This window comes from Actinophytocola sp., from assembly GCF_035762905.1.
In the GTDB taxonomy this organism is placed as follows: Bacteria; Actinomycetota; Actinomycetes; order Mycobacteriales; family Pseudonocardiaceae; genus DASYTH01.
Genome location: NZ_DASUCC010000130.1, coordinates 82,905 through 103,488, shown reverse-complemented (window position 1 = coordinate 103,488; position 20,584 = coordinate 82,905). Strand labels below are relative to the sequence as shown.

General features: G+C 71.3%; 24 protein-coding genes. 17 read left to right on the top strand and 7 right to left on the bottom strand.

Annotation, left to right across the window (positions count from 1 at the left end):
* Positions 1-4: 4 nt before the first annotated feature.
* Positions 5-172 carry a hypothetical protein gene (locus VFV67_RS27595; RefSeq protein ID WP_326473572.1) on the bottom strand — a complete coding sequence of 56 codons (168 nt, stop codon included), beginning with the start codon at positions 170-172 and terminating at the stop codon, positions 5-7.
* Positions 173-251: 79 nt separating this feature from the next.
* Positions 252-1,214, bottom strand: coding sequence for an NAD-dependent epimerase/dehydratase family protein (locus tag VFV67_RS27590; protein ID WP_326473571.1), 963 nt, complete (start codon positions 1,212-1,214; stop codon positions 252-254).
* A gap of 54 nt (positions 1,215-1,268) precedes the next feature.
* Between VFV67_RS27590 and VFV67_RS27585 the strand changes: the two genes are divergently transcribed.
* Positions 1,269-2,891, top strand: a complete 1,623-nt coding sequence (locus tag VFV67_RS27585) for an ABC-F family ATP-binding cassette domain-containing protein (RefSeq protein ID WP_326473570.1) — start codon at positions 1,269-1,271, stop codon at positions 2,889-2,891.
* Here the strand turns inward: VFV67_RS27585 and VFV67_RS27580 are convergent.
* Positions 2,807-3,742: a bile acid:sodium symporter family protein gene (locus VFV67_RS27580; protein WP_326473569.1), complete on the bottom strand. Its 936-nt coding sequence runs from the start codon at positions 3,740-3,742 to the stop codon at positions 2,807-2,809. The genes VFV67_RS27585 and VFV67_RS27580 overlap by 85 nt on opposite strands.
* Positions 3,743-3,913: 171 nt before the next feature.
* Between VFV67_RS27580 and hrcA the strand changes: the two genes are divergently transcribed.
* The 8 genes from hrcA to VFV67_RS27540 all read left to right on the top strand — a co-directional run bounded on the left by hrcA (position 3,914) and on the right by VFV67_RS27540 (position 11,091).
* The gene (hrcA, locus tag VFV67_RS27575; RefSeq protein WP_326473568.1) at positions 3,914-4,939 is read left to right on the top strand and encodes a heat-inducible transcriptional repressor HrcA; all 1,026 of its coding nucleotides are present in this window, start codon (positions 3,914-3,916) and stop codon (positions 4,937-4,939) included.
* Between the two features lie 68 nt (positions 4,940-5,007).
* The gene (gene dnaJ / locus VFV67_RS27570) at positions 5,008-6,156 is read left to right on the top strand and encodes a molecular chaperone DnaJ (RefSeq protein WP_326473567.1); all 1,149 of its coding nucleotides are present in this window, start codon (positions 5,008-5,010) and stop codon (positions 6,154-6,156) included.
* Positions 6,153-6,893 carry a 16S rRNA (uracil(1498)-N(3))-methyltransferase gene (locus VFV67_RS27565; RefSeq protein WP_326473566.1) on the top strand — a complete coding sequence of 247 codons (741 nt, stop codon included), beginning with the start codon at positions 6,153-6,155 and terminating at the stop codon, positions 6,891-6,893. Before dnaJ ends, VFV67_RS27565 begins: the two co-directional genes overlap by 4 nt.
* A 424-nt stretch (positions 6,894-7,317) precedes the next feature.
* Positions 7,318-7,674 carry a histidine triad nucleotide-binding protein gene (locus tag VFV67_RS27560; RefSeq protein ID WP_414636362.1) on the top strand — a complete coding sequence of 119 codons (357 nt, stop codon included), beginning with the start codon at positions 7,318-7,320 and terminating at the stop codon, positions 7,672-7,674.
* A gap of 109 nt (positions 7,675-7,783) precedes the next feature.
* Positions 7,784-8,872, top strand: a complete 1,089-nt coding sequence (locus tag VFV67_RS27555; RefSeq protein ID WP_326473564.1) for a PhoH family protein — start codon at positions 7,784-7,786, stop codon at positions 8,870-8,872.
* Between the two features lie 6 nt (positions 8,873-8,878).
* Complete coding sequence (gene ybeY / locus VFV67_RS27550) at positions 8,879-9,421, top strand: rRNA maturation RNase YbeY (protein WP_326473563.1); 543 nt, start codon at positions 8,879-8,881, stop codon at positions 9,419-9,421.
* Positions 9,422-9,434: 13 nt separating this feature from the next.
* A complete protein-coding gene (locus VFV67_RS27545) occupies positions 9,435-10,772 on the top strand; it encodes a hemolysin family protein (protein WP_326473562.1) in 1,338 nt (445 codons plus the stop codon).
* A complete protein-coding gene (locus VFV67_RS27540) occupies positions 10,765-11,091 on the top strand; it encodes a cytidine deaminase (RefSeq protein WP_326473561.1) in 327 nt (108 codons plus the stop codon). Before VFV67_RS27545 ends, VFV67_RS27540 begins: the two co-directional genes overlap by 8 nt.
* A 478-nt stretch (positions 11,092-11,569) precedes the next feature.
* On the opposite strand, the gene VFV67_RS27535 is transcribed toward VFV67_RS27540, so the two are convergent.
* The 3 genes from VFV67_RS27535 to VFV67_RS27525 are packed head-to-tail and all read right to left on the bottom strand — an operon-like array spanning position 11,570 to position 12,850.
* Entirely contained in the window at positions 11,570-11,776 is a 207-nt protein-coding gene (locus VFV67_RS27535) for a hypothetical protein (RefSeq protein WP_326473560.1), read from the bottom strand.
* A gap of 48 nt (positions 11,777-11,824) precedes the next feature.
* A complete protein-coding gene (locus VFV67_RS27530; RefSeq protein ID WP_326473559.1) occupies positions 11,825-12,082 on the bottom strand; it encodes a DUF397 domain-containing protein in 258 nt (85 codons plus the stop codon).
* A 33-nt stretch (positions 12,083-12,115) separates the two neighbouring features.
* Entirely contained in the window at positions 12,116-12,850 is a 735-nt protein-coding gene (locus tag VFV67_RS27525) for a DUF5753 domain-containing protein (protein WP_326473614.1), read from the bottom strand.
* A 25-nt stretch (positions 12,851-12,875) separates the two neighbouring features.
* On the opposite strand from VFV67_RS27525, the gene era reads away from it, so the two are divergent.
* From era to VFV67_RS27490, 7 genes are read left to right on the top strand one after another with little or no spacing between them, the layout of a single operon-like run.
* Positions 12,876-13,769, top strand: coding sequence for a GTPase Era (gene era, locus VFV67_RS27520; protein WP_326473558.1), 894 nt, complete (start codon positions 12,876-12,878; stop codon positions 13,767-13,769).
* A gap of 3 nt (positions 13,770-13,772) precedes the next feature.
* Entirely contained in the window at positions 13,773-14,339 is a 567-nt protein-coding gene (locus tag VFV67_RS27515) for a dihydrofolate reductase family protein (RefSeq protein WP_326473557.1), read from the top strand.
* Positions 14,336-15,073, top strand: a complete 738-nt coding sequence (gene recO, locus VFV67_RS27510; protein WP_326473556.1) for a DNA repair protein RecO — start codon at positions 14,336-14,338, stop codon at positions 15,071-15,073. The genes VFV67_RS27515 and recO overlap by 4 nt, the downstream gene beginning before the upstream one ends.
* A 15-nt stretch (positions 15,074-15,088) precedes the next feature.
* Positions 15,089-15,919, top strand: a complete 831-nt coding sequence (locus VFV67_RS27505) for an isoprenyl transferase (RefSeq protein WP_326473555.1) — start codon at positions 15,089-15,091, stop codon at positions 15,917-15,919.
* The gene (locus VFV67_RS27500; RefSeq protein WP_326473554.1) at positions 15,916-16,323 is read left to right on the top strand and encodes a YbjN domain-containing protein; all 408 of its coding nucleotides are present in this window, start codon (positions 15,916-15,918) and stop codon (positions 16,321-16,323) included. The genes VFV67_RS27505 and VFV67_RS27500 overlap by 4 nt, the downstream gene beginning before the upstream one ends.
* The gene (locus VFV67_RS27495) at positions 16,320-17,336 is read left to right on the top strand and encodes a permease (protein ID WP_326473553.1); all 1,017 of its coding nucleotides are present in this window, start codon (positions 16,320-16,322) and stop codon (positions 17,334-17,336) included. Before VFV67_RS27500 ends, VFV67_RS27495 begins: the two co-directional genes overlap by 4 nt.
* Positions 17,333-18,031: a TIGR03943 family putative permease subunit gene (locus VFV67_RS27490; protein WP_326473552.1), complete on the top strand. Its 699-nt coding sequence runs from the start codon at positions 17,333-17,335 to the stop codon at positions 18,029-18,031. The genes VFV67_RS27495 and VFV67_RS27490 overlap by 4 nt, the downstream gene beginning before the upstream one ends.
* A gap of 12 nt (positions 18,032-18,043) precedes the next feature.
* Here VFV67_RS27490 and VFV67_RS27485 read toward each other — a convergent pair whose 3' ends face one another.
* Complete coding sequence (locus VFV67_RS27485) at positions 18,044-19,075, bottom strand: LacI family DNA-binding transcriptional regulator (RefSeq protein WP_414636357.1); 1,032 nt, start codon at positions 19,073-19,075, stop codon at positions 18,044-18,046.
* Positions 19,076-19,288: 213 nt separating this feature from the next.
* On the opposite strand from VFV67_RS27485, the gene VFV67_RS27480 reads away from it, so the two are divergent.
* On the top strand, positions 19,289-20,530 hold the full coding sequence (locus VFV67_RS27480; RefSeq protein ID WP_326473613.1) for an ABC transporter substrate-binding protein: 1,242 nt from the start codon (positions 19,289-19,291) through the stop codon (positions 20,528-20,530).
* Positions 20,531-20,584: the final 54 nt, after the last annotated feature.

Genomic DNA, 20,584 nt, shown 5'->3' with positions numbered 1-20,584 from the left:
CGGCTCAGGACCGCCTGCGGTGCTCGTCGAGCAGCGCCCACACCGAGACCTGGCGGCGGGATCCGTCCTGCCTGCGCGAACCGGAGTTGGCCGATCGGGGCTGCTCGTCGATCGGGCTGTTCGCGGACCGGAACTCCCACTGCATCTCGTCGTAGATCGGCGTGTCGGTCACCCGGCGTCCCTCCTTCGGCTCAGCGCACTCCGGCACAGGCTACGCACTGGTACGCACAACGATCGACACCCCCGGCCGGTTATGCCCGCAGCCCGGAAAGGCCCTCGGCGCGGGTGCGCACCGGCGCGTAGCCCAGCTCGGCCCGCGCCTTGCCGATGTCGATCGTGCACTCCTGCCCGGCGGCCCACACGGTGAAGTAGTCCAGCGGCGGGGAGTCCTTGCGCCCCAACAGTTTCCACGCCCGCTCGCCGGTCGCGGCGAGCAGCCGGGCCAGGCCGAGCGGCACCGACCGGGTCGGCGCCTCGACCCCCTGGGTGGCCAGCAGCTCGGTGATGAACTCCCGGAACACCACGGGTTCGCCGTCACTGACGAAGTAGGCCTCGCCCGGCCGGCCCCGCTCCGCGGCCAGCACCAGGCCCTCGACCGTGTTGTCGATGTGGGTGGTGGCGGTGCGGTGGGTGCCGCCGCCGATCCAGGCGAACCGGCCCGCCTTGACCATCGCGACGAGTGCCGGCAGCACACCGGTGTCCCCGGCGCCCCAGACCAGCCGGGGCCGCACCACCACGGTCTCCAGCCCCTCGGCCGAACGCACCAGCAGCTCGGCCGCGGCCTTGGTGGCCGGGTACGGGGCCCTCGAGTTCGGCCGCAGCGGCGCCGACTCGTCCACGTTCACGAGCGGCTGGCCGGCCATCAGCGCGGCCTCGGTGCCGACGTGCACCAGCCGGGTCACGCCCGCCCGGCGGGCCGCGGCCAGCACGTTGCGGGTGCCGTCCACGTTGCCGGCGGTGAACTCGGCCCAGCTGCCGCCCGGTGTGGTCCAGGCCGCGGCGTGGAACACGACGTCCGCGCCCGCGCAGCCGGCGGCCAACGAGTCCACATCGGACAGGTCGCCGCGCACCGGCTCGGCACCCAGCTCGGCCACCCGCGCGGCCGAGGCGTCGCCGCGGGCCAGGGCGCGCACCGTGTGCCCGTCGCCGACCAGCCGGCGGACCAGCGCCCCGCCAACGAAGCCCGATCCGCCGGTGACGAACGCGATGGTCATGCGTCGAACAATATCGATCGCGATCACCACGAGTTGTAGGCGACCATTTCCGCCATGGGTTTCCTCGAGGCGAACGGGCTCGGCTACCGGCTCGACGACGGCCGGCAGCTGTTCTCGGACGTCTCGTTCCGGGTGAGCACCGGCCAGGTCGTCGCGCTGGTCGGGGCGAACGGGGCCGGCAAGACCACGCTGCTGCGCATCCTCGCCGGGGAGCTGGCACCGGTCGACGGCGGCGTGTCGGTGCAGGGCGGGTTGGGCGTGATGCCGCAGTTCATCGGCTCGCTGCGGGACGACAAGACCGTGCGCGACCTGCTGCTCGCGGTCGCCCCGGCGGCGCTGCGGGCCGCGGCCGCCGAGCTGGACGCCGCCGAGCTGGCCCTGATGGAGACCGACGACGAGCAGACCCAGCTCCGCTACGCGCACGCGCTGCACGAGTGGGGCGAGGCCGGCGGCTACACCGCCGAGGTGCTGTGGGACACGGTGACCGTGGCCGCCCTCGGCGTCCCGTTCGACCGCGCCCGGTTCCGCGAGGTGAGCACGCTGTCCGGCGGCGAGCAGAAACGCCTGGTGCTCGAGGCGCTGCTGCGCGGCCAGGAACAGGTGCTGCTGCTCGACGAGCCGGACAACTATCTGGACGTGCCCGGCAAGCGCTGGCTGGAGCGGCGGCTGGCCGAGGTGGGCAAGGCGGTCCTGCTGGTCAGCCACGACCGCGAGCTGCTGGCCACCGTGGCCACGCACGTTGTGGCGGTGGAAGGCGGCACCGCCTGGGTGCACGGCGGCGGATTCGCCACCTGGCACGACGCCCGGCTGGCCCGCTGGGACCGGATGGCCGAGCTGCGGCTGCGCTGGGACGAGGAGCACGACAAGCTGGTCGAGCTGGTCCGCTGGCTGGGCCAGATCGCCAAGTACAACGACGGGATGGCGCCGCGGTACCGGGCGGCGCAGACCAGGCTGCGCAAGTTCGAGGAGCCCGGCCCGCCGCCGCTGCCGCCGCGCGAGCAGCGGGTCAAGCCGCGGCTGCGCGGCGGGCGCACCGCGGTGCGCGCGATCACCTGCGCCGGGCTGGAGCTGACCGGTCTGATGCGGCCGTTCGACACCGAGGTGTTCTTCGGCGACCGGGTGGCCGTGCTCGGCTCCAACGGCTCCGGCAAGAGCCACTTCCTGCGGCTGCTCGCCGGTGACCCGGAGGTCGCGCACACCGGCACCGCCCGGCTCGGCTCCCGGGTGGTGCCCGGCCTGTTCGCGCAGACCCACCGGCACCCGGAGTGGGTCGGCCGGACCCTGCTGGACGTGCTCTGGCACGGCGAGGACGGCCGGTCCGGCATGGACCAGGGCACCGCGTCGGCCGTGCTGTCCCGCTACGGCCTGGCCGGCTGCCGCGAGCAGCGGTTCGAGACGCTCTCCGGCGGGCAGCAGGCGCGGTTCCAGATCCTGCTGCTCGAGCTGTCCGGGGCGACCCTGTTGCTGCTCGACGAGCCCACCGACAACCTGGACCTCACCTCGGCGGAGGCGCTGCAGGACGCGCTCGAGGCGTTCGAGGGCACGGTGCTCGCGGTCACCCACGACCGCTGGTTCGCCCGCTCGTTCGACCGCTACCTGGTGTTCCGCTCCGACGGCGTGGTGGCCGAGGTGGCCGAGCCGGTCTGGGACGAGGCCAGGGTGGAGCGCGTCCGGTAGCGGGCGAAGTACCAGCACAGCAGCCCGGCCGGGATGAACATCACCACGCCGTACACCGCCGCCGGGATCGCCATCTGCGAGTTGTTCAGCAACGTCGGGCTGAGCGCGATGGTGATCGCCAGCGTCGCGTTGTGGATGCCGATCTCGAACGAGGAAGCGATCGACTGCTCCTGGTTCACCCGGAACAGCCGCGGCACGGCGTAGCCGATCGACAGGGACAGCACGCAGAGCAGCAACGCGACCAGGCCGACCGACTGGAGGTAGCCGCCGATGTTGGCCCGTTCCTGGAAGATCGCCACCGCGATGACGCCCACCAGCACCACGATCGAGGCGATCTTCACCGGCCGGTACATCCGGTCGGCGAAGTCGGTGAACCGGTGCCGGACGTACATCCCGATCGCCACCGGCACCAGCACGATCGCGACCACCTGGGCGAACTTCCCGGCCTGCAACCCGAGCGAGTCACCGTCGTCCATGAAGCCGGACACCGCCAGGTTGACCACGATCGGCAGCGTGAGCACGGCCAGCACCGAGTTGATCGCGGTCAACGTGATGTTCAGGGCCACGTCGCCGCGGGCCAGGTGGCTGAAGATGTTCGCCGTGGTGCCGCCGGGCGAGGCGGCCAGCAGCATCATCCCGACGGCCAGCGCCGGCTCGAGGTCGAACAGCAGCACCAGGCCGAGGCAGATCATCGGCAGCACCAGGATCTGGCAGACCAGGGCGACCCCCGCGGCCTTCGGATGGCGGGCCACCCTGGCGAAGTCGCCGACGGTCAGCGCCAGCCCGAGCCCGAACATGATCACCGCCAGGCTGGCCGGGAGAAACACCGTGGTCACGATCGATGAGGTCATGGCGGCTCCTCTGCTCGCGGCGAAGCTGAGCGACGTTCGCAAGAACCCGACAAAAAGGCAAGAGCCGTATCCACCTTGTTGCCGGCGATGCTTGAATCGGGTTCCGGCGCCGCGAGCCCGGGGCTCCGTAAACTTGCCGTAAGGACGGTCGTACGGACGCGGAGGTGGCACGTGGTGAGCTCGGACGAGCGCCGCTTCCAGGTGCTCCGTGCCATCGTCGCGGACTACGTGTCGAACAACGAGCCGGTCGCCTCGAAGGCCATCGTGGACCGGCACAACCTCGGCGTCTCCAGCGCCACCGTGCGCAACGACATGGCCGCGCTGGAGGAGGAGGGCTACATCGCCCAGCCGCACACCAGTGCCGGCCGGATCCCGACCGACAAGGGCTACCGCCTGTTCGTCGACCGGCTCTCCGACGTCAAGCCGCTCTCGGTCGCCGAGCGGCGGGCGATCCAGTCGTTCCTCGGCGGCGCGCTCGACCTGGACGACGTGCTGCGCCGCAGCGTGCGCCTGCTGGCCCAGCTCACCCGGCAGGTCGCGGTGGTGCAGTACCCGACGCTGACCCGGTCCACCGTGCGGCACGTCGAGGTCGTGCAGCTCACCCCGGCCCGGGTGATGCTGGTGCTGATCACCGACACCGGCCGGGTCGACCAGCGCATCGTCGACATGGGCGACGTGCTCACCGAGGAGACCGTGGCCCGGGTGCGCACCATGCTCAACGCCACCCTGACCGGCCACCCGCTGACCGACGCCGCGGCCAAGGTGGGGGAGCTGCTCGAGGACGCGCCTGCGGAGCTGCGCGACGCCATGACCCGGATGTCGACCGTGCTGATCGAGTCGCTGGTCGAGCACCCGGAGGAGCGCCTGGTGCTCGGCGGAACCGCGAACCTGACCCGCAACGCCGCCGACTTCCCCGGCTCCCTGCGGCAGATCCTCGAGGCGCTCGAGGAGCAGGTCGTGGTGCTCAAGCTGCTGGCCGCGGCCCGGGTGCCGGGCACCGTCACGGTGCGGATCGGCGAGGAGAACGAGGCCGAGGACCTGCGCTCCACGTCGGTGGTGTCCGTCGGTTACGGCTCCCGCGACCTGTTGTTCGGCGGAATGGGTGTGGTGGGACCCACCCGAATGGATTATCCGGGAACGATAGCGGCGGTTCGGGCCGTTGCGAACTACGTGGGAGAGATCCTGTCCGGGCGCTAACAGCGCGGCGCGGCACACGAGGTATGGAACGAGGCCCCGAGGGGCACGGGGCAGGAGGAACGGACAAGGTGGCGAGGGACTACTACGGGACTCTCGGAGTTCGGCCGGACGCGAGCTCCGACGAGATCAAACGCGCATACCGCAAGCTGGCGCGCGAGCTGCATCCCGACATCAATCCGGACGCCGAGGCGCAGCAGCGGTTCAGGGAAGTCACCGCGGCCTACGAGGTTCTCTCCGACCCGCAGAAGCGCAAGATCGTCGACATGGGCGGCGACCCGCTCGGCAACGGCGCCGCCGGCGGCATGCGCGACCCGTTCGCCGGGTTCGGCTTCGGCGACATCATGGACGCCTTCTTCGGCGCCGCGGGCGGCGGTTCCACCCGGGGCGCGCGCAGCCGGGTGCAGCCCGGTGCCGACGCGCTGATCCGGATCGAGCTGTCCCTCGAGGAGTGCAACACCGGCGTCACCCGCGAGCTGAACGTGGAAACCGCCGTGGTCTGCGACTCCTGCCAGGGCTCCGGGTGCGCCAAGGGCTCCATCCCGGAGACCTGCGACACCTGCGCCGGCCGCGGCGAGGTGCAGACCGTGCAGCGCTCGTTCCTCGGCCAGGTGGTCACCGCGCGCACCTGCCCGGTCTGCCGCGGGCTCGGCGAGGTCATCCCCGATCCGTGCCGGCAGTGCGGCGGCGAGGGCCGGGTGCGGGCCCGGCGCACGATCGCGGCGAAGATCCCGCCGGGCGTCGCGGACGGGATGCGGGTGCGCCTGGCCGGCCAGGGCGAGGTCGGCCCCGGCGGCGGCCCGGCAGGGGACCTGTACGTGGAGGTCGTCGAGGCGCCGCACCCCACCTTCGAGCGCAACGGCGCCGACCTGCACTGCACGCTGCGGGTCCCGATGACCACCGCCGCGCTCGGCGCGGTGATCCCGCTGGAGACCCTGGACGGCAGGGTCGACATGGAGCTCGAGCCCGGCACCCAGCCGGCCACCGAACTGCTGCTTCCCGGGCACGGGCTGCCCAAGCTGCGCTCCTCCGGCCGGCTGGACGGCCGCGGCGACCTGTACGTGCACATCGAGGTCGAGGTGCCCACCAAGCTGGACGCCCGGCAGACCGAGCTGCTCCGCGAGCTGTCCGGCCTGCGCGGCGAGGAGGACCACAACCTGGCCACGGTGAACGGCCGGCCCGGCGGACTGTTCTCCCGGCTGCGCTCCCGGGGCCGGTGACCACCGCCCCGGTCTTCCTGGTCGACCAGCTGCCGGCCGGCGACCACGCCGTGCTGGACGGTCCCGAGGGCCGGCACGCGGCCACCGTGCGCCGGTTGCACCCCGGCGAGGAGCTGATGCTCTGCGACGGCCGCGGCGCCGTGGCGCACTGCGTGATCGAGTCCGCCGACCGGCGCGACGCGCTGGATCTGCGCCTGCTGCGCCGCTGGGCCGAACCGCCCCCGCAGCCCCGGATCGTCGTCGCCCAGGCCCTGGTCAAGGGCGACCGCGGCGAGCTGGCCGTCGAGCTCGCCACCGAAGCCGGCGCCGACGCCATCGTCCCGTGGCAGGCCGCGCGCTCGGTCGCTCGCTGGGACGACGGCCCGCGCGGCGCCAAGGCCCTGGCCCGGTGGCGCAGCACGGTCCGCGAGGCGGCCAAGCAGTCCCGCCGCACCTGGGTTCCGGACGTCGCCGAGCCGGTCAGCACCGCCGGGCTCGCCACCCTCGTCCGGTCGAGCGCGGCCGCGTTCCTGCTGGACAGCGCGGCCGGAGCCCGGCTCACCGACGCCGAGCTGCCACCCCGAGGGGACCTGCTGATCATCGTGGGACCCGAAGGGGGAATTTCTTCGGCCGAGTCGACGTTGTTGGAGCAGGCAGGTGCGCAGGTCGTGCGGCTCGGTCCGACGGTGCTGCGAGCCTCGACGGCGGGCGTCGTTGCTGTCAGTGCAATAGGCGTACTAACTCAACGCTGGCGCTGACGCCTCGCGACGGTCTACGCTTTGCACTGCACGACGTCCTGAAACAGCGGACGCTGTGCGGCACGGACTTCCGCCGGACACCTCCCCCCTCGGTCCGGCGGCGCCGCGTCGCGGTGGAGCGACCCCCAGGCTTCACCGCGACGCGGCATCCTCGTCCCCCCTCCTTGCCAGCGGAGAGCGCTGGCCGGATTCCTCGGACGGCGCCCTCTGGGGGCCAAGCCCCCAGACCCCCGGCCGGCGGGGCTTCGCCCCCCGGACCCCCCACCTGTGGTCCGGTTACCTGTGGTGGTCCGGTTACCTGTGGTGGTCCGGTTACCTGGTCCTCACCTTTTGGTTCGGTTACCTGGGCTTCAGCTTTTGTTCGTGCGTGGGGTGGTGGTGGTGGGGTTGTTGATCAGTGAGCGGCTAACCTGCACGCATGTTCTTGACCGAACCTGAGTGCCTTTTCTGCAAGATCGTGGCGGGGGATGTGCCGTCGACGCCGGTGTATGAGAACGGAACGGTGTATGCGTTCCGGGACATCAACCCACAGGCGCGGGTGCATGTGCTGGTGGTGTCGCGGCAGCATTACGAGGATGCGGGGGCGTTGGCGGGGGACGATCCGGCGTTGCTGGCCGATCTGGTGCTGGCCGGGGTCGAGGTGGCGCGGCAGGAGGGGATCGAGAGATCCGGGTACCGGATGGTGTTCAACACGGGCGAGGATGCGGGGCGGACGGTGTTCCACGCGCATCTGCACGTGCTGGGTGGCGAGGGGCTGGGGTTGTTCGGGCGGGTGGGGTGACGGGGGTGAAGGTTGGCCAATGCACTTGGTCGGGGGCTGCGGCTAGCATCAAGATGGACAGGCATCGTTCGAGTTGGCGCACACGCGCAGAAGGCAGGACCGAGAGCACGTGACGGGTACCGCTGAGGGTGATCCCACCCGTACTTCTGGTGCGCCAACTGAGACCGAGAGCGTCGAGTCCGCAGCGCAGTCCCGGTTCGCCGTGCCCGACGACGCGGTGCTGGCGCTGCTCGGATCCCGGGACGAGAACCTGCGGGCGGCCGAGGAGCTGCTCGAGGCCGACATCCACGTGCGCGGCAACGAGGTGACCCTGTCCGGGACGTCGGGGGACGTGGCGTTCGCCGAACGGGTGTTCGCCGAGCTGGTCGTGCTGGCCAGCAAGGGCCAGCACCTGGGGCCGGACGCGGTCCGGCGGACCGTGGCCATGCTCTCCGCCGGGTCCGCCGAGTCGCCGGCCGAGGTGCTCAGCCTGGACATCCTGTCCCGGCGCGGGCGCACCATCCGGCCGAAGACGCTGAACCAGAAGCGCTACGTGGACGCGATCGACGTGCACACCGTGGTGTTCTGCATCGGCCCGGCCGGCACCGGCAAGACCTACCTGGCGATGGCCAAGGCCGTGCAGGCGCTGCAGGCCAAACAGGTGAACCGGATCATCCTGACCCGCCCCGCGGTCGAGGCCGGGGAACGGCTCGGGTTCCTGCCCGGCACGTTGTACGAGAAGATCGACCCGTACCTGCGGCCGCTGTACGACGCGCTGCACGACATGGTCGATCCGGAGTCGATCCCGCGCCTCATGCAGGCCGGCACGATCGAGGTCGCCCCGCTGGCGTACATGCGGGGCCGCACCCTCAACGACGCGTTCATCATTCTCGACGAGGCGCAGAACACTTCCGCCGAACAGATGAAGATGTTCCTCACTCGTCTCGGGTTCGGCTCGAAGATCGTCGTCACCGGCGATATCACCCAGGTCGATCTGCCCGGCGGTCAGGTCAGCGGGCTGCGGGTGGTCCAGGAGATCCTCGACGGTGTCGACGACGTACACTTCGCGACGCTGAACAGCCACGACGTGGTGCGGCACAAGCTGGTCGGCAACATCGTGGACGCCTACGACCGCTGGCAGGCGAAGCAGGATGCGAAGGCCGAGGCGCGTGATCCGCGCCGGCGCGGAGCGGTTGGCCAGGCCCGACGGGGACGATGAGGTCTGATGAGCATCGAGATCGCCAACGAGTCGGGGCTGGCGGTTGACGAGCCGTCCATCGTCGCCGCCGCCAGGTTCGCCCTTGACCGGCTGGGCGTGAGCAGGCTGGCCGAGCTGTCGATGTCGCTCGTCGGCCTCGAGGTGATGTCCGACCTGCACGAGCGCTGGATGGACCTGCCCGGCCCGACCGACGTGATGGCCTTCCCGATGGACGAGCTGGAGTCGGCCCGCCGCCCGGACGCCCCGGACGCCGGCCCGGCGCTGCTCGGCGACATCGTGCTGTGTCCGGCCTACGCCAAGGACCAGGCCCGGCAGGCGGGGCACAGCCTGCTCGACGAGCTGCACCTGCTGACCGTGCACGGCGTGCTGCACCTGCTCGGCTACGACCACGCGGAGCCGGCAGAGGAACGGGAGATGTTCACCCTGCAGAAACGGATCCTCGCCGACTTCCGGGTCGCACAGGCCGACGCGCGCCGACGAGCCGCGCAGCGCCGCGAGGACGACAAGGTGTTGGGCACGGTCGGGCTCGACGAGGACACGGCCGGCTGAGTGGGGGATCGCGATGAGCTCGGCTGGACTATTGGTCATCGCGGTATTGCTCGTGCTGTTCGCCGGCATGTTCGGCTGCGCCGACGCGGCCCTGTCCGCCGTGTCCCGGGCCCGGGTCGAGGGCATGGTCCGGCTCGGGCGGCCGGGTGCGCGCCAACTGCTCGCCGTGCTCGCCGAGCGGCCGCGGCACATCAACCTGCTGCTGCTGCTCCGGCTGAGCTGTGAGCTGGCCGCGACCGTGCTGGTCACGGTGGCCTGCCTGCAGCTGATCCACCCGGCCTGGCTGGCCGGCCTGGTCGCCGCGCTCGGCATGATCGTGGTCAGCTACGTGTTGGTCGGCGTTGGTCCGCGCACGTTGGGCCGGCAGCACCCGTACGCGGTCGGGCTGATCGCGGCCGGTCCGGTCCGGGTGCTCGGCTCGGTGCTCGGGCCGCTGTCCCGGCTGCTGATCATGATCGGTAACGCGATCACGCCCGGCCGGGGGTTCCGCGAGGGCCCGTTCTCCTCCGAGGTCGAGCTGCGCGAGCTGGTGGACATGGCCGAGGAACGCGGCGTGGTCGACGCGGACGAGCGCGAGATGATCCACTCGGTGTTCGAGCTGCGCGGCACGATCGCCCGCGAGGTCATGGTGCCGCGCACCGAGATGGTGTGGATCGAGGTGGGCAAGACGGTGCGCCAGGCGCTGGCCCTGTCGTTGCGCACCGGCTACACCCGGCTGCCGGTGATCGGCGAGAGCGTGGACGACGTGGTCGGCGTGGTCAACCTCAAGGACCTGGTGCGCGCGGTGATGGACGCCGGCCCGGACCGGCTCGCCGACCTGACCGTCACCGTCGGGGAGCTGATGGTCCCGGCGTCGTTCGTGCCGGACACCAAGCGCCTTGACGACCTGCTCGGCGAGATGCAGCTGTCCCGCAACCACATGGCCATCGCCGTGGACGAGTACGGCGGCACCGCCGGGCTGCTCACCATCGAGGACATCCTGGAGGAGATCGTCGGGGAGATCACCGACGAGTCGGACACCGACGACCGCCCGCCGATCGAGCACCTGGACGACGGCGCGGTGCGGGTCAGCTCGCGGCTGCCGGTGGAGGATCTCGGCGAGCTGTTCGACGTGGAGCTGGACGACCACGACGTGGAGACCGTCGGCGGCCTGCTGGCCCAGCGGCTCGGCCGGGTCCCGCTGCCCGGGGCCGAGGCCGAGATCGCCGGATTACGGATGCGCGCCGAGGGCGGCAAGGACAGCCGGGGCCGGGTGCGGATCACGTCGGTGGTCGTGCGCGGTGCGGAGAACCGCACGGCGGCGGCCCGCACGATGGTGCGCGCCGAGGAGAGGAGCGTCGACCTTGGCTGACCTGGACCCCGAGGACGCCAAGCTGGTCACCCTGGCCCGGTCCGCCCGCGCCCGCACGGGAGCCGCCGAGGGCGCCGCCGTCCGCGACTCCGACGGCCGCACCTACGCCGCCGCCACGGTCACCCTGCCGTCGCTGTCCCTCACCGCCCTCCAGGCCGCCGTCGCCGCCGCCGTCTCCAGCGGCGTGCGCACCCTCGAGGCCGCCGCCGTGGTCACCGAAGAGTCCACTCTGGACTCCGCATCGCTCGCCGCCGTCGCCGACCTGTCCCCGGACGCCCCGGTCCACCACGCCGATCCCGCGGGCGCCCTGCACGGCTGAACGCTCGTCCGGCCTAGGGCCGGGCTGTGCGCGGAAACGGGGGAGAATCAGGCTGATCAGAGGACGGCAGCAGGGTCAGCGCGGTCACGTGGCGAGGCCGGACGACGGTGAAGTGCCGGTGGTCGAGGGTGGCGACCTCGTTGACGCCCAAGCGTCGGCCAAGGCGATCACAGCGGCATCGCAGGTGCCGAGTGGCAGATCGGCGTAGCGCTCCACCAACTCAGCCATGCGCCGGTAGTCCGTGCTCGTCAGTTCCACCGGGATGAAGTCGCCCTCGGCGAGGGAGATCAGGAAGGCCGATTCGGCGGCCGCGCCGGCTCGTGACCGATCAGGTAGGTGACCTCGGCGACGACTGGCGCCGGGAGGACCATCGGACGCTTGGCCAGGTGTAGGTCGGTGAACAGGTCCACGCATCGGCGATGATCCGGATCCTTGGACAACGCGGCCGCGACGAGTGGGCCGGTGTCGCAAACGATCACTACCGACCGAAGCCTTCCCGGAGCAACTCCTCGCTCTGGGCGCCTGCCGCTGTGCCGTCACCGGGGGCGATTGCGAACCACGGGGACGGCCATGGGCGATCTTCGACCGGCCGTAGATGTCTGCGTACCTCGGTCAGCGCAGCCGGCACCTCATCCTCAGGCAGCTCCTGGACGAGGCGCATCAGCTCATCACGCTCGACGCTCACATCCCAAGTGTAACGACGACGCGGGTAAGGACATGATCGGCGACCGGTTCAGTGGTCGAGTTGGCCGGCCTTGATGGCGGTGAGGAGGGGGGTGAGGTCGGTCCGCAGGACGGGGCCGGTGGGGTTCTTGCTGTCGCGGATGGCGCCCGCGTGGGCCAGTTCGACGCATTCGCCACCTTGGCCGCTGGAGCGGGTGGACTTGCGCCAGGTCGCCTTGTGCAGGCAGGCCAGTTCGACGCAGTTGCCGCCCTGACCGCTGGAGCGGGTGGACTTGCGCCAGCGCGCTGTGCTCAGGTCCGGGGTCATGGTCCCGTACCGCCTTTCACTACTCGCCCGGGTTCATAGCTCCTCGGCCACCCTACTGATCAAGGCGCCTGACTCGCCGGGCGAGAGTGCGAGGTCGCGCAGCCGGCCGAACATCCAGGTGTAGCGCTCGACGTCGACCGGACGGTCGGGGTAGAGGGCGCCGGAGTCCACTTCGACGAGGATCGTCGGGTCGCCGCCGTCGGAGGGGAAGCGCAGCATGCTGAACGAGCCTGTCATCGCCGGGTGGGCGCCCGCGCTGAACGGCAGCACCTGCACGATCACGTTCGGGCGGTCGGCCAGTCCGGTGAGGTGCCGGAGCTGTTCGCGCATGACCTTCGGACCGCCGATGTGGCGGCGCAGCACGGCTTCGTTGATCACCACTTGCAGGCGCGGCGGCCCTTCCCGGTCGAGGAGTTGTTGCCTCGCCAGGCGAAGCTCGACTCGCCGGGCAACGTCTTCCTCTGTGGCGTCAGGGCTGTTGGCGGCGGATACCGCCCGGCAGTACTCGGCGGTCTGGAGCAGGCCGGGCACGAACTCGGCTTCATAGGTCCAGATTTCGGAGGCTTCGGCTTCTTCGCCGAGGTAGCGCTCGAACCAGTTGGGGGTGGTGTCGCTGTAGGCGAGGAGCCAGCCGCGGTCCTCCGATTCCTCGGCGAGGCGGACGAGGTGGTCGAGGGGACGCGCCGGCCGAGCTGCTCTCGCTGCCGCCCGGTTACGGGCTGCCGGTCGAGCGCCGGCTGCCCGTTCGGGTGCGGATGCGGGAACGATGAGTCAGCACTGCGAGAATGGCCGGATGATCCACCGATCCGGGTTCGCGTGCTTCGTCGGCCGGCCCAACGCGGGGAAGTCCACGCTGACCAACGCGCTGGTGGGCACGAAGGTGGCGATCACCTCCAGTAAGCCGCAGACCACGCGGCATGCGATCCGGGGGATCGTGCACCGGCCGGACGCGCAGTTGGTGATCGTGGACACGCCGGGCCTGCACCGGCCCCGCACGCTGCTCGGCCAGCGGCTCAACGACGTGGTCCGGGAGACCTGGTCCGAAGTGGACGTCGTCGGGCTCTGCGTGCCGGCCGACGAGAAGGTGGGGCCCGGGGACCGGTTCATCGCCAGGGAACTGGCCAAGATCGCCCGGCACACGCCGGTGCTCGGCATCGTGACCAAGACCGATCTGGTCCGGCCGGAGCAGGTGGCCGCGCAACTCGTTGAGCTACAAGGTGTTCTGGAGTTCGCCGAGCTGATCCCGGTGTCCGCGGTGGACGGTTTCCAGGTCGGCAAGCTGGCCGATCTGCTGGTGGCCAAGCTGCCCGAGGGCCCGCCGCTGTATCCGGGTGGCGAGCTGACCGACGAGCCGGAGGCCACCCTGGTCGCCGAGCTGATCCGGGAGGCCGCGCTGGAGGGGGTGCGCGACGAGTTGCCGCACTCGATCGCCGTCACCGTCGAGGAGATGGTGCCGCACGAGAACCGGGACGACATGATCGACGTGCACGCCCTGCTCTACGTCGAGCGGTCCAGCCAGAAGGGGATCATCCTGGGGCACAAGGGAGAGCGGCTGCGCGAGGTGGGCACGACGGCCCGCCGGCAGATCGAGGCGCTGCTCGGCAGCAAGGTCTACCTGGACCTGCACGTCAAGGTGGCCAAGGACTGGCAGCGCGACCCGAAACAACTACGCAGACTGGGGTTCTGAGAGATGCGACGGATCAGCTACGGGTTCACCGTGTCCCTGGACGGCTTCATCGCCGGGCGCAACGACGACATCGGCTGGAGCGCGCCGGACGAGGAACTGCACGAGTTCTACAACGAGCAGGCCCGGCAGAGCGACCTCTACCTGTACGGCCGCCGGCTGTACCAGCTCATGCAGGAGTTCTGGCCGACCGCCGACCAGGATCCGGACGCGCCGCCGCACGTGGTCGACTACGCCCGGCTCTGGCAGGCCACCCCCAAGGTCGTCTTCTCCAGCACGCTGACCGAGGTCGCGGGCAACGCCCGGCTGGCCACCGGCGACGCCGTCGCCGAGGTGCGCCGGCTCAAGGAGGAACCGGGCGGGGACATCCAGGTCGGCGGGGCGGGTCTGGCGGCCAGCCTGATGCAGCACGGGTTGATCGACGAGTACCACTACGTGGTCGCCCCGGTGGTCGTCGGCGGCGGCACCCCGTTCTTCCCGGCGCTGACCGACCGGATCCCGCTGCGACTGGTGCAGACGCGGACGTTCGGTTCCGGGGTGGTGTACCTGCGCTATGCGACGATGAACGAGTGACCCTGTACCGCGACACCGGCGTGGTGCTGCGCGTGCAGAAGCTCGGTGAGGCGGACCGGATCATCACGCTGCTCACCCAGCGGCACGGCAAGGTCCGGGCGGTTGCCAAGGGGGTGCGCCGCACCACCTCCCGGTTCGGCGCGCGGGTGGAGCCGTTCGCGCACGTCGACGCCCAGTTCTACATCGGGCGAACGCTGGACATCATCACCCAGGTGGAGACCCTGGACGCGTTCGGCGCCGGCATCATCGGCGACTACCAGCGCTACACCGCCGGGTGCGCGGTGCTGGAGACCGCCGACCGGCTCTCCGCCGAGGAGGGCGAGCCGGTGCTGCGGCTCTATCTGCTGGTCGCCGGCGCGCTGCGGGCGCTGTCCGGTGGCGAGCGGGACGCCTCGCTGGTCCTGGACGCGTTCCTGCTCCGGGCGATGGCCTTCGCCGGCTGGTCTCCGGCGGTCAGCGAGTGCGCCAGGTGCAACGAGCCCGGCCCGCACCGCTCGTTCAGCGTCGCCGCCGGCGGCTCGGTCTGCCCGCGCTGCCGGCCACCCGGCTCGGCCACGCCGGCCGCCGAGACGCTGGACCTGCTGGACGCCCTGATGCACGGCCAGTGGATCCGGGCCGACGCGGCGCCGACCGCGGCCCGGCGGGAGGGCAGTGGCCTGGTCGCCGCCCTGCTGCAGTGGCATCTGGAACGGCAACTGCGCTCGCTGCCGCTGGTGGAGCGCCGCGCGCCCTGAAGTACGGTCGGAGCCATGCTGCGACGGCGGAAGGCTGAGCGGGCCGGGGCCGGCCCGGTCCAGCCACCGCGACCGCACCCGTCCGGGGCTCGGCCGCCCGACATCCCGGCCGAGTTGGTACCCCGGCACGTGGCCATCGTGATGGACGGCAACGGCCGGTGGGCCAACCAGCGCGGGCTGACCCGGATCGAGGGGCACAAGCGCGGCGAGGGCGTCGTGGTCGAGGTCGCGGAGGGGTGCATCGAGCTGGGCGTGCGGTGGCTGTCGCTGTACGCGTTCTCCACCGAGAACTGGCGGCGCAGCCCCGAGGAGGTCCGGTTCCTGATGGGCTTCTCCCGGGACGTGATCCGCCGGCGCACCGACACGCTGGACGCGATGGGGGTGCGGGTGCACTGGGCCGGGCGGCGGCCGCGGCTGTGGCGCAGCGTGATCCGCGAGCTGGAGTCGGCCGAGCAGCGCACCCGGGACAACGACGTGCTGCACCTGGCCATGTGCGTGAACTACGGCGGCCGGGCGGAGATCGGCGACGCGGCCAGGGAGATCGCCCGGCTGGCCGCGGCCGGGCGGATCAACCCGGAGAAGGTGGACGAGCGCACCGTGGCCCGGCATCTGTACCAGCCGGCCATGCCGGACGTGGACCTGTTCATCCGCCCGTCGGGGGAGCGTCGCACGTCCAACTTCATGCTCTGGCAGTCTGCGTACGCCGAACTGGTCTTCCAGGACATCCTGTGGCCGGACTTCGACCGCCGGGACCTGTGGCGGGCCTGCGAGGAGTTCGCCGGCCGGGACCGGCGGTTCGGCGGCGCGATCGACGGTGCCGGTGACCCGGAGAGGGAAGAAGCTTGAGCAGTGACCTGATCGACCGGGCCAGGACCGCCCTTGAGCAGTTCCACGACGTCAGCGCCGACGACGACGGCGCGCTCACCTTCCGGCACGGCGAGGTCCCGTGCGCGGTGCAGGCGATGGAGCTGGCCGAGGGCCTGACCGTGCTCAGCCTGACCTGCGTGGTGGCCTGGGACCTGCCGGACGACCCGGCGCTTGCGGTGTCCGCGGCCGAGCGGGCCGGCCAGGGGCTGTTCGGCACGCTCGGCGTGGTGCACACCGACCGCGGGATGGACGTGACCCTGCGCTACGCCTTCCCGGGCGACGGCCTGGCCCCCGCGGCCCTCGGCACGCTGCTCATGCTGGTCGTGTCCACCGCCTCGCAGCTGCGCACCGAGCTACTCGGCGCGGCGGAGTCGGCGCGATGAGCACGGAGGTCCGGGAACCCCAGGCCCCCGGTCCGACCCGCCGGTTCCGGATCACCTCGGTCGAGGTGCTGTGCGTGGTGCTGCTGCTGGCGCTGGTCGGGCAGGCCGCCTTCGTCCGGATCCTGGACGTGCCGGCGATCCGCACCGGGGCAACGGTGTTCGTCGCGGTGTGCATCCAGGCCCTGCCGTTCCTGGTGGTCGGGGTGCTGATCAGCGGGGCGATCGCGGCGTTCGTGTCGGCCGACGCGCTGCGCCGGCTGCTGCCCCGGCGGGCCGCACTGGCGGTGCCGGTGGCCGGCGTGGCCGGGGTGGCGCTGCCGACCTGCGAGTGCGCGGCGGTGCCGGTGGCCCGGCGGCTCATCGCGCAGGGTGCGCCGTCCGCGGTGGCCCTGACGTTCCTGCTGGCCGCGCCCGCGGTGAACCCGATCGTGCTGGTGGCCACGGCGGTGGCGTTCCCGGGGGAGCCGGCCATGGTGGCGGCCCGGTTCCTCGGGTCGATGGCCACCGCGGTGGTGATGGGCTGGCTGTGGGCCCGGTTCGGCAAGGCCCAGTGGTTCGCCGAGCATGCGCTGCGCCGGTTGCCCGAGCCGGCCGGCGGCCGGTCCCGGTGGCGGGTGTTCGCCGAGACCGCGCGGGCGGACCTGGTGGATGCCGGCGGGTTCCTGGTGATCGGCGGACTGGCCGCGGCCGCGCTCAACGTGCTGGTGCCCCGGGAGTGGGTGAACGCGGTCGGCGACCAGATCGTGCTGGGCATCCTGGTGATGGCCGTGCTGGCCGTGCTGCTGGCGCTGTGCAGCGAGGCGGACGCGTTCGTGGCGGCCTCGCTCTCGGCGCTGCCGCTGCTGCCCCGGCTGGTGTTCCTCGTGGTCGGCCCGGCGGTGGACGTGAAGCTGATCAGCCTGCAGGCCGGCACGTTCGGCCGGGCGTTCGCGGTGCGGTTCGCCCCGCTGACCTTCGTGGTGGCCATCGCCTGCGCGGTGCTGGCCGGGATCGCGTTGGGGGTGGGGCGGTGAGGCGGGAGACCCAGAACATCCTGCTGCTGCTGCTCGGCGGGGCGCTGCTCAAGATCGCGTTCACCGGCACCTACCTGCGCTACGTCAAGCCGTCCCACCAGTGGCTGCTGATCGCCGGGGGTGCGGTCATGGTGCTGCTCGCGCTGGTGTCGCTGGTGCGCCGGCCCGGGTCCGGCCACGGCGACGAGGGCCACCAGCACTCGTCCCGGGGCGCCTGGCTGCTGCTGCTTCCGGTCTTCGCGGTGTTCCTGGTGGCCCCGCCCGCGCTCGGCTCGGACTCGGTGCAGCGCTCCGGCTCGGCCGTGGCCGCCGGGGACGGGATGGAGGCGTTCGCGCCGCTGCCGCCCGGCGACGCGATCCCCGTGTCCGTTGGTGAGTTCGCCGCCCGAGCGGCCTGGGACACCGGCGACTCGCTGACCGGCCGCGCGGTGACCCTCACCGGGTTCGTGGTCCAGGACGGCGGGGCCAGCTACCTGGCGCGGCTGTCGATCGGCTGCTGCGCGGCGGACGCGTTCCCCACCAAGGTCCGGCTGGACGACGCCCCCGAGGCGGCGGGACTGCGCGACGACACCTGGATCGAGGCGGTGGTCACCCTGGTCCCCGGCTCGGCCCGCCGGGACAACGACTACACGCCCGCGGCCACGGCGACGAGCATCCGGGTGATCCCCGCCCCCGAGGATCCCTACGAGCACTGAGCAGGTGCCGGCCTACGCCGAGCCGCGCCGGGCGATGGACACCGGGAGGATCTTGGTTCCCGGCCGGACCGGGTCGCCGGCCAGCAGGGCGATCAGGGTGCGCACCATGTTGCCGATCTGCTCGCGCGGGTCCTGGTGGATCGAGGTGAGCGGCGGGTTCATCGCGGGGGCCAGGGTCGGATGGTCGTCGAACCCGACCACGGCCACGTCCTGCGGGATCTGCCGGCCGGCGGCGATCAGGGCGCGCATCGCGCCGGCCGCCATCGGGTCGCTGGCCGCGAACACCGCGTCCAGGTCGGGCGCGCGGTGCAGCAGGCAGCGCATCGCCCGCTCGCCGCCCTCCAGAGTGAAGTCGCCGGACTCGGACATCGCCTCGATGCGCAGCCCGGCCGCGACCAGCGCGTCCTCCCAGCCGGTGAGCCGGTCCCGTGCCGCGGGGTGGTCCAGCGGCCCGGTCACCGTGGCGATCCGGGTCCGGCCGATGCCGAGCAGGTGCTCGACGGCCATCCGGGCGCCGCCCTGGTTGTCGAAGTCCACGGTGTGGATGCCGCGGCTGATCGTGCCGGGCCGGCCGCCGAACACCACCGGCAGCCGCAGCAGCCGCAGCGCGGTGGGCAGCGGGTCGCCCTTGTGCGGGGCGACGACGAGGGCGCCGTCCACGTGGCCGCCCTCGAGGAACCGGATGGTGCGCGGCACGTCGTCCCGGGTGTCGACGAACATCAGCAGCATCTGCATGCCGGCCGCGGTCAACTCGCGAAACGCGCCGTGCATGATCGCGGCGAAGTACGGGTCATCGAGTACTTTTGACTCGGGCTCGGACAGCACCAGGGCCACCGCCCCGGTTCGCTTGGTGACCAGCGACCGGGCGGCCTGGTTCGGTGAGTAGCCGAGCGCCGCCGCGGCCGCGAGCACCACCTCGCGCGACCGGCTGCTGACGTAGGCGTCGTCGTTGAGCGCCCTCGACGCGGTCGATCGCGAGACGCCAGCATATGCTGCGACGTCCTCGAGAGTGGGGCGTTCGTCCTGGCTGGGTCCGGCTGCCACGGACAGGAGCCTACCGGATCTGGGAGCGCTCTCAAACGAAGCCGTAACACAACATGCACAACGTCTTGACATAAGAGGTGGTCAGGGCGAGACTCGGCGGCACAAATTCTGGGAGCGCTCCCAGAGTCCCCACTCGTCAGCAAGGGGTTTGACGTGCGACAACAGCTACAAAGGGCGTTCATCGGCGCGATCGCCCTAGTCACCGCCGGCTCATTGGCGGGTTGCGGTGGCGACGATAGCGCTGGCGGCTCCGGCACCACTTCGAGTAACGAGAACATCGAGCTCACCCTCGGCACCTTCGGCGAGTTCGGCTACGAGGACTTGATCAAGGAGTACGAGGGTATGCACTCCAACATCAAGATCAAGCACGACAAGGTCGGTCAGGGCGGTCCGTACCACGAGGCCCTGCTGACCAAGTTGGCCGGCGGCTCCGGTGCGTACGACGTCTCGGCCGTCGAGGAGGGCCACCTGTCGGACGTGTTGAGCAAGCCGCAGCTGTTCAACAACCTCGAGGAGATCGGCCCGAAGGACGTCACCAAGGACCGCTGGCTGGGCTGGAAGTACGACGCGGCCAAGGCCAAGGACGGCACCCTGATCGGCTACGGCACCGACATCGGTCCGCTGGCCATGTGCTACCGCAAGGACCTGCTCCAGGCGGCCGGCATGCCGTTCGAGCCGGAGGCGGTCAAGCCTCTGTTCGCGACCTGGGACTCGTTCTTCCAGGCCGGTGACACCTACGTCAAGGCCACCGGCAAGGCGTGGTACGACAGCAACTCGCAGATCTTCAACGCGATGCAGAACCAGCTGCCGGTCGGCTACGTCAACAAGGACGACAAGCTGGTCATCGAGGAAAACGCCGACATCAAGAAGAACTGGGACAAGGTGACCGCGGCCGGCGCCCGTGGCCAGACCGCCAAGCTCGCGGCGTTCAGCAACGAGTGGAACAGCGGCTTCAAGACCGGCGCGTTCGCCACCAAGACGTGCCCGGCCTGGATGCTCGGTGTCATCAAGGGCCAGGCCGGCCCCGAGAACGAGGGCAAGTGGGCCGTCACCGACGCCTTCCCCAACGGCGGCGGGAACTGGGGCGGCTCGTACCTGTCCGTGCCCAAGCAGAGCAAGCACCCCAAGGAGGCCGCAGAGCTCGCCGCGTGGCTGACCGCGCCCGAGCAGCAGATCAAGGCGTTCAAGGCGAAGGGCACCTTCCCGAGTCAGGTCAAGGCCCTCGAGGCGGGCGAGCTGCTGTCCACCACCAACCCGTACTTCGGTGGCATCAAGGACGGCGAGCTGTTCGCGAAGATGGCCCAGAAGGTCGGCCCGGCGCAGTACAAGGGCCCTGGCGACGGCCAGATCCAGGAGAACGCGACCAGCCCGGCTTTGCAGGCTGTTGAGCAGGGCGCATCTCCGGAGGATGGTTGGAAGCAGGCGGTCGACGCCGCCAAGCGAATCGCCAGGTAGTGGATCGTCGCGCCCGGTTCGGCTGGGGGTTGTTCCCGCCGAACCGGGCGCGAA

What these genes read in the sequence shown, in the direction of transcription:
- VFV67_RS27585 (WP_326473570.1), top strand. Translation starts at nt 1,269, where the DNA reads ATGGGTTTCCTCGAGGCGAACGGGCTCGGCTACCGGCTCGACGACGGC.
- ybeY (WP_326473563.1), top strand. Translation starts at nt 8,879, where the DNA reads ATGAGCATCGAGATCGCCAACGAGTCGGGGCTGGCGGTTGACGAGCCG.
- VFV67_RS27530 (WP_326473559.1), bottom strand. Translation starts at nt 12,082, where the DNA reads ATGACCCCGGACCTGAGCACAGCGCGCTGGCGCAAGTCCACCCGCTCC.
- VFV67_RS27515 (WP_326473557.1), top strand. Translation starts at nt 13,773, where the DNA reads ATGCGACGGATCAGCTACGGGTTCACCGTGTCCCTGGACGGCTTCATC.
- VFV67_RS27545 (WP_326473562.1), top strand. Translation starts at nt 9,435, where the DNA reads ATGAGCTCGGCTGGACTATTGGTCATCGCGGTATTGCTCGTGCTGTTC.
- VFV67_RS27580 (WP_326473569.1), bottom strand. Translation starts at nt 3,742, where the DNA reads ATGACCTCATCGATCGTGACCACGGTGTTTCTCCCGGCCAGCCTGGCG.
- VFV67_RS27505 (WP_326473555.1), top strand. Translation starts at nt 15,089, where the DNA reads ATGCTGCGACGGCGGAAGGCTGAGCGGGCCGGGGCCGGCCCGGTCCAG.
- VFV67_RS27590 (WP_326473571.1), bottom strand. Translation starts at nt 1,214, where the DNA reads ATGACCATCGCGTTCGTCACCGGCGGATCGGGCTTCGTTGGCGGGGCG.
- VFV67_RS27495 (WP_326473553.1), top strand. Translation starts at nt 16,320, where the DNA reads ATGAGCACGGAGGTCCGGGAACCCCAGGCCCCCGGTCCGACCCGCCGG.
- era (WP_326473558.1), top strand. Translation starts at nt 12,876, where the DNA reads ATGATCCACCGATCCGGGTTCGCGTGCTTCGTCGGCCGGCCCAACGCG.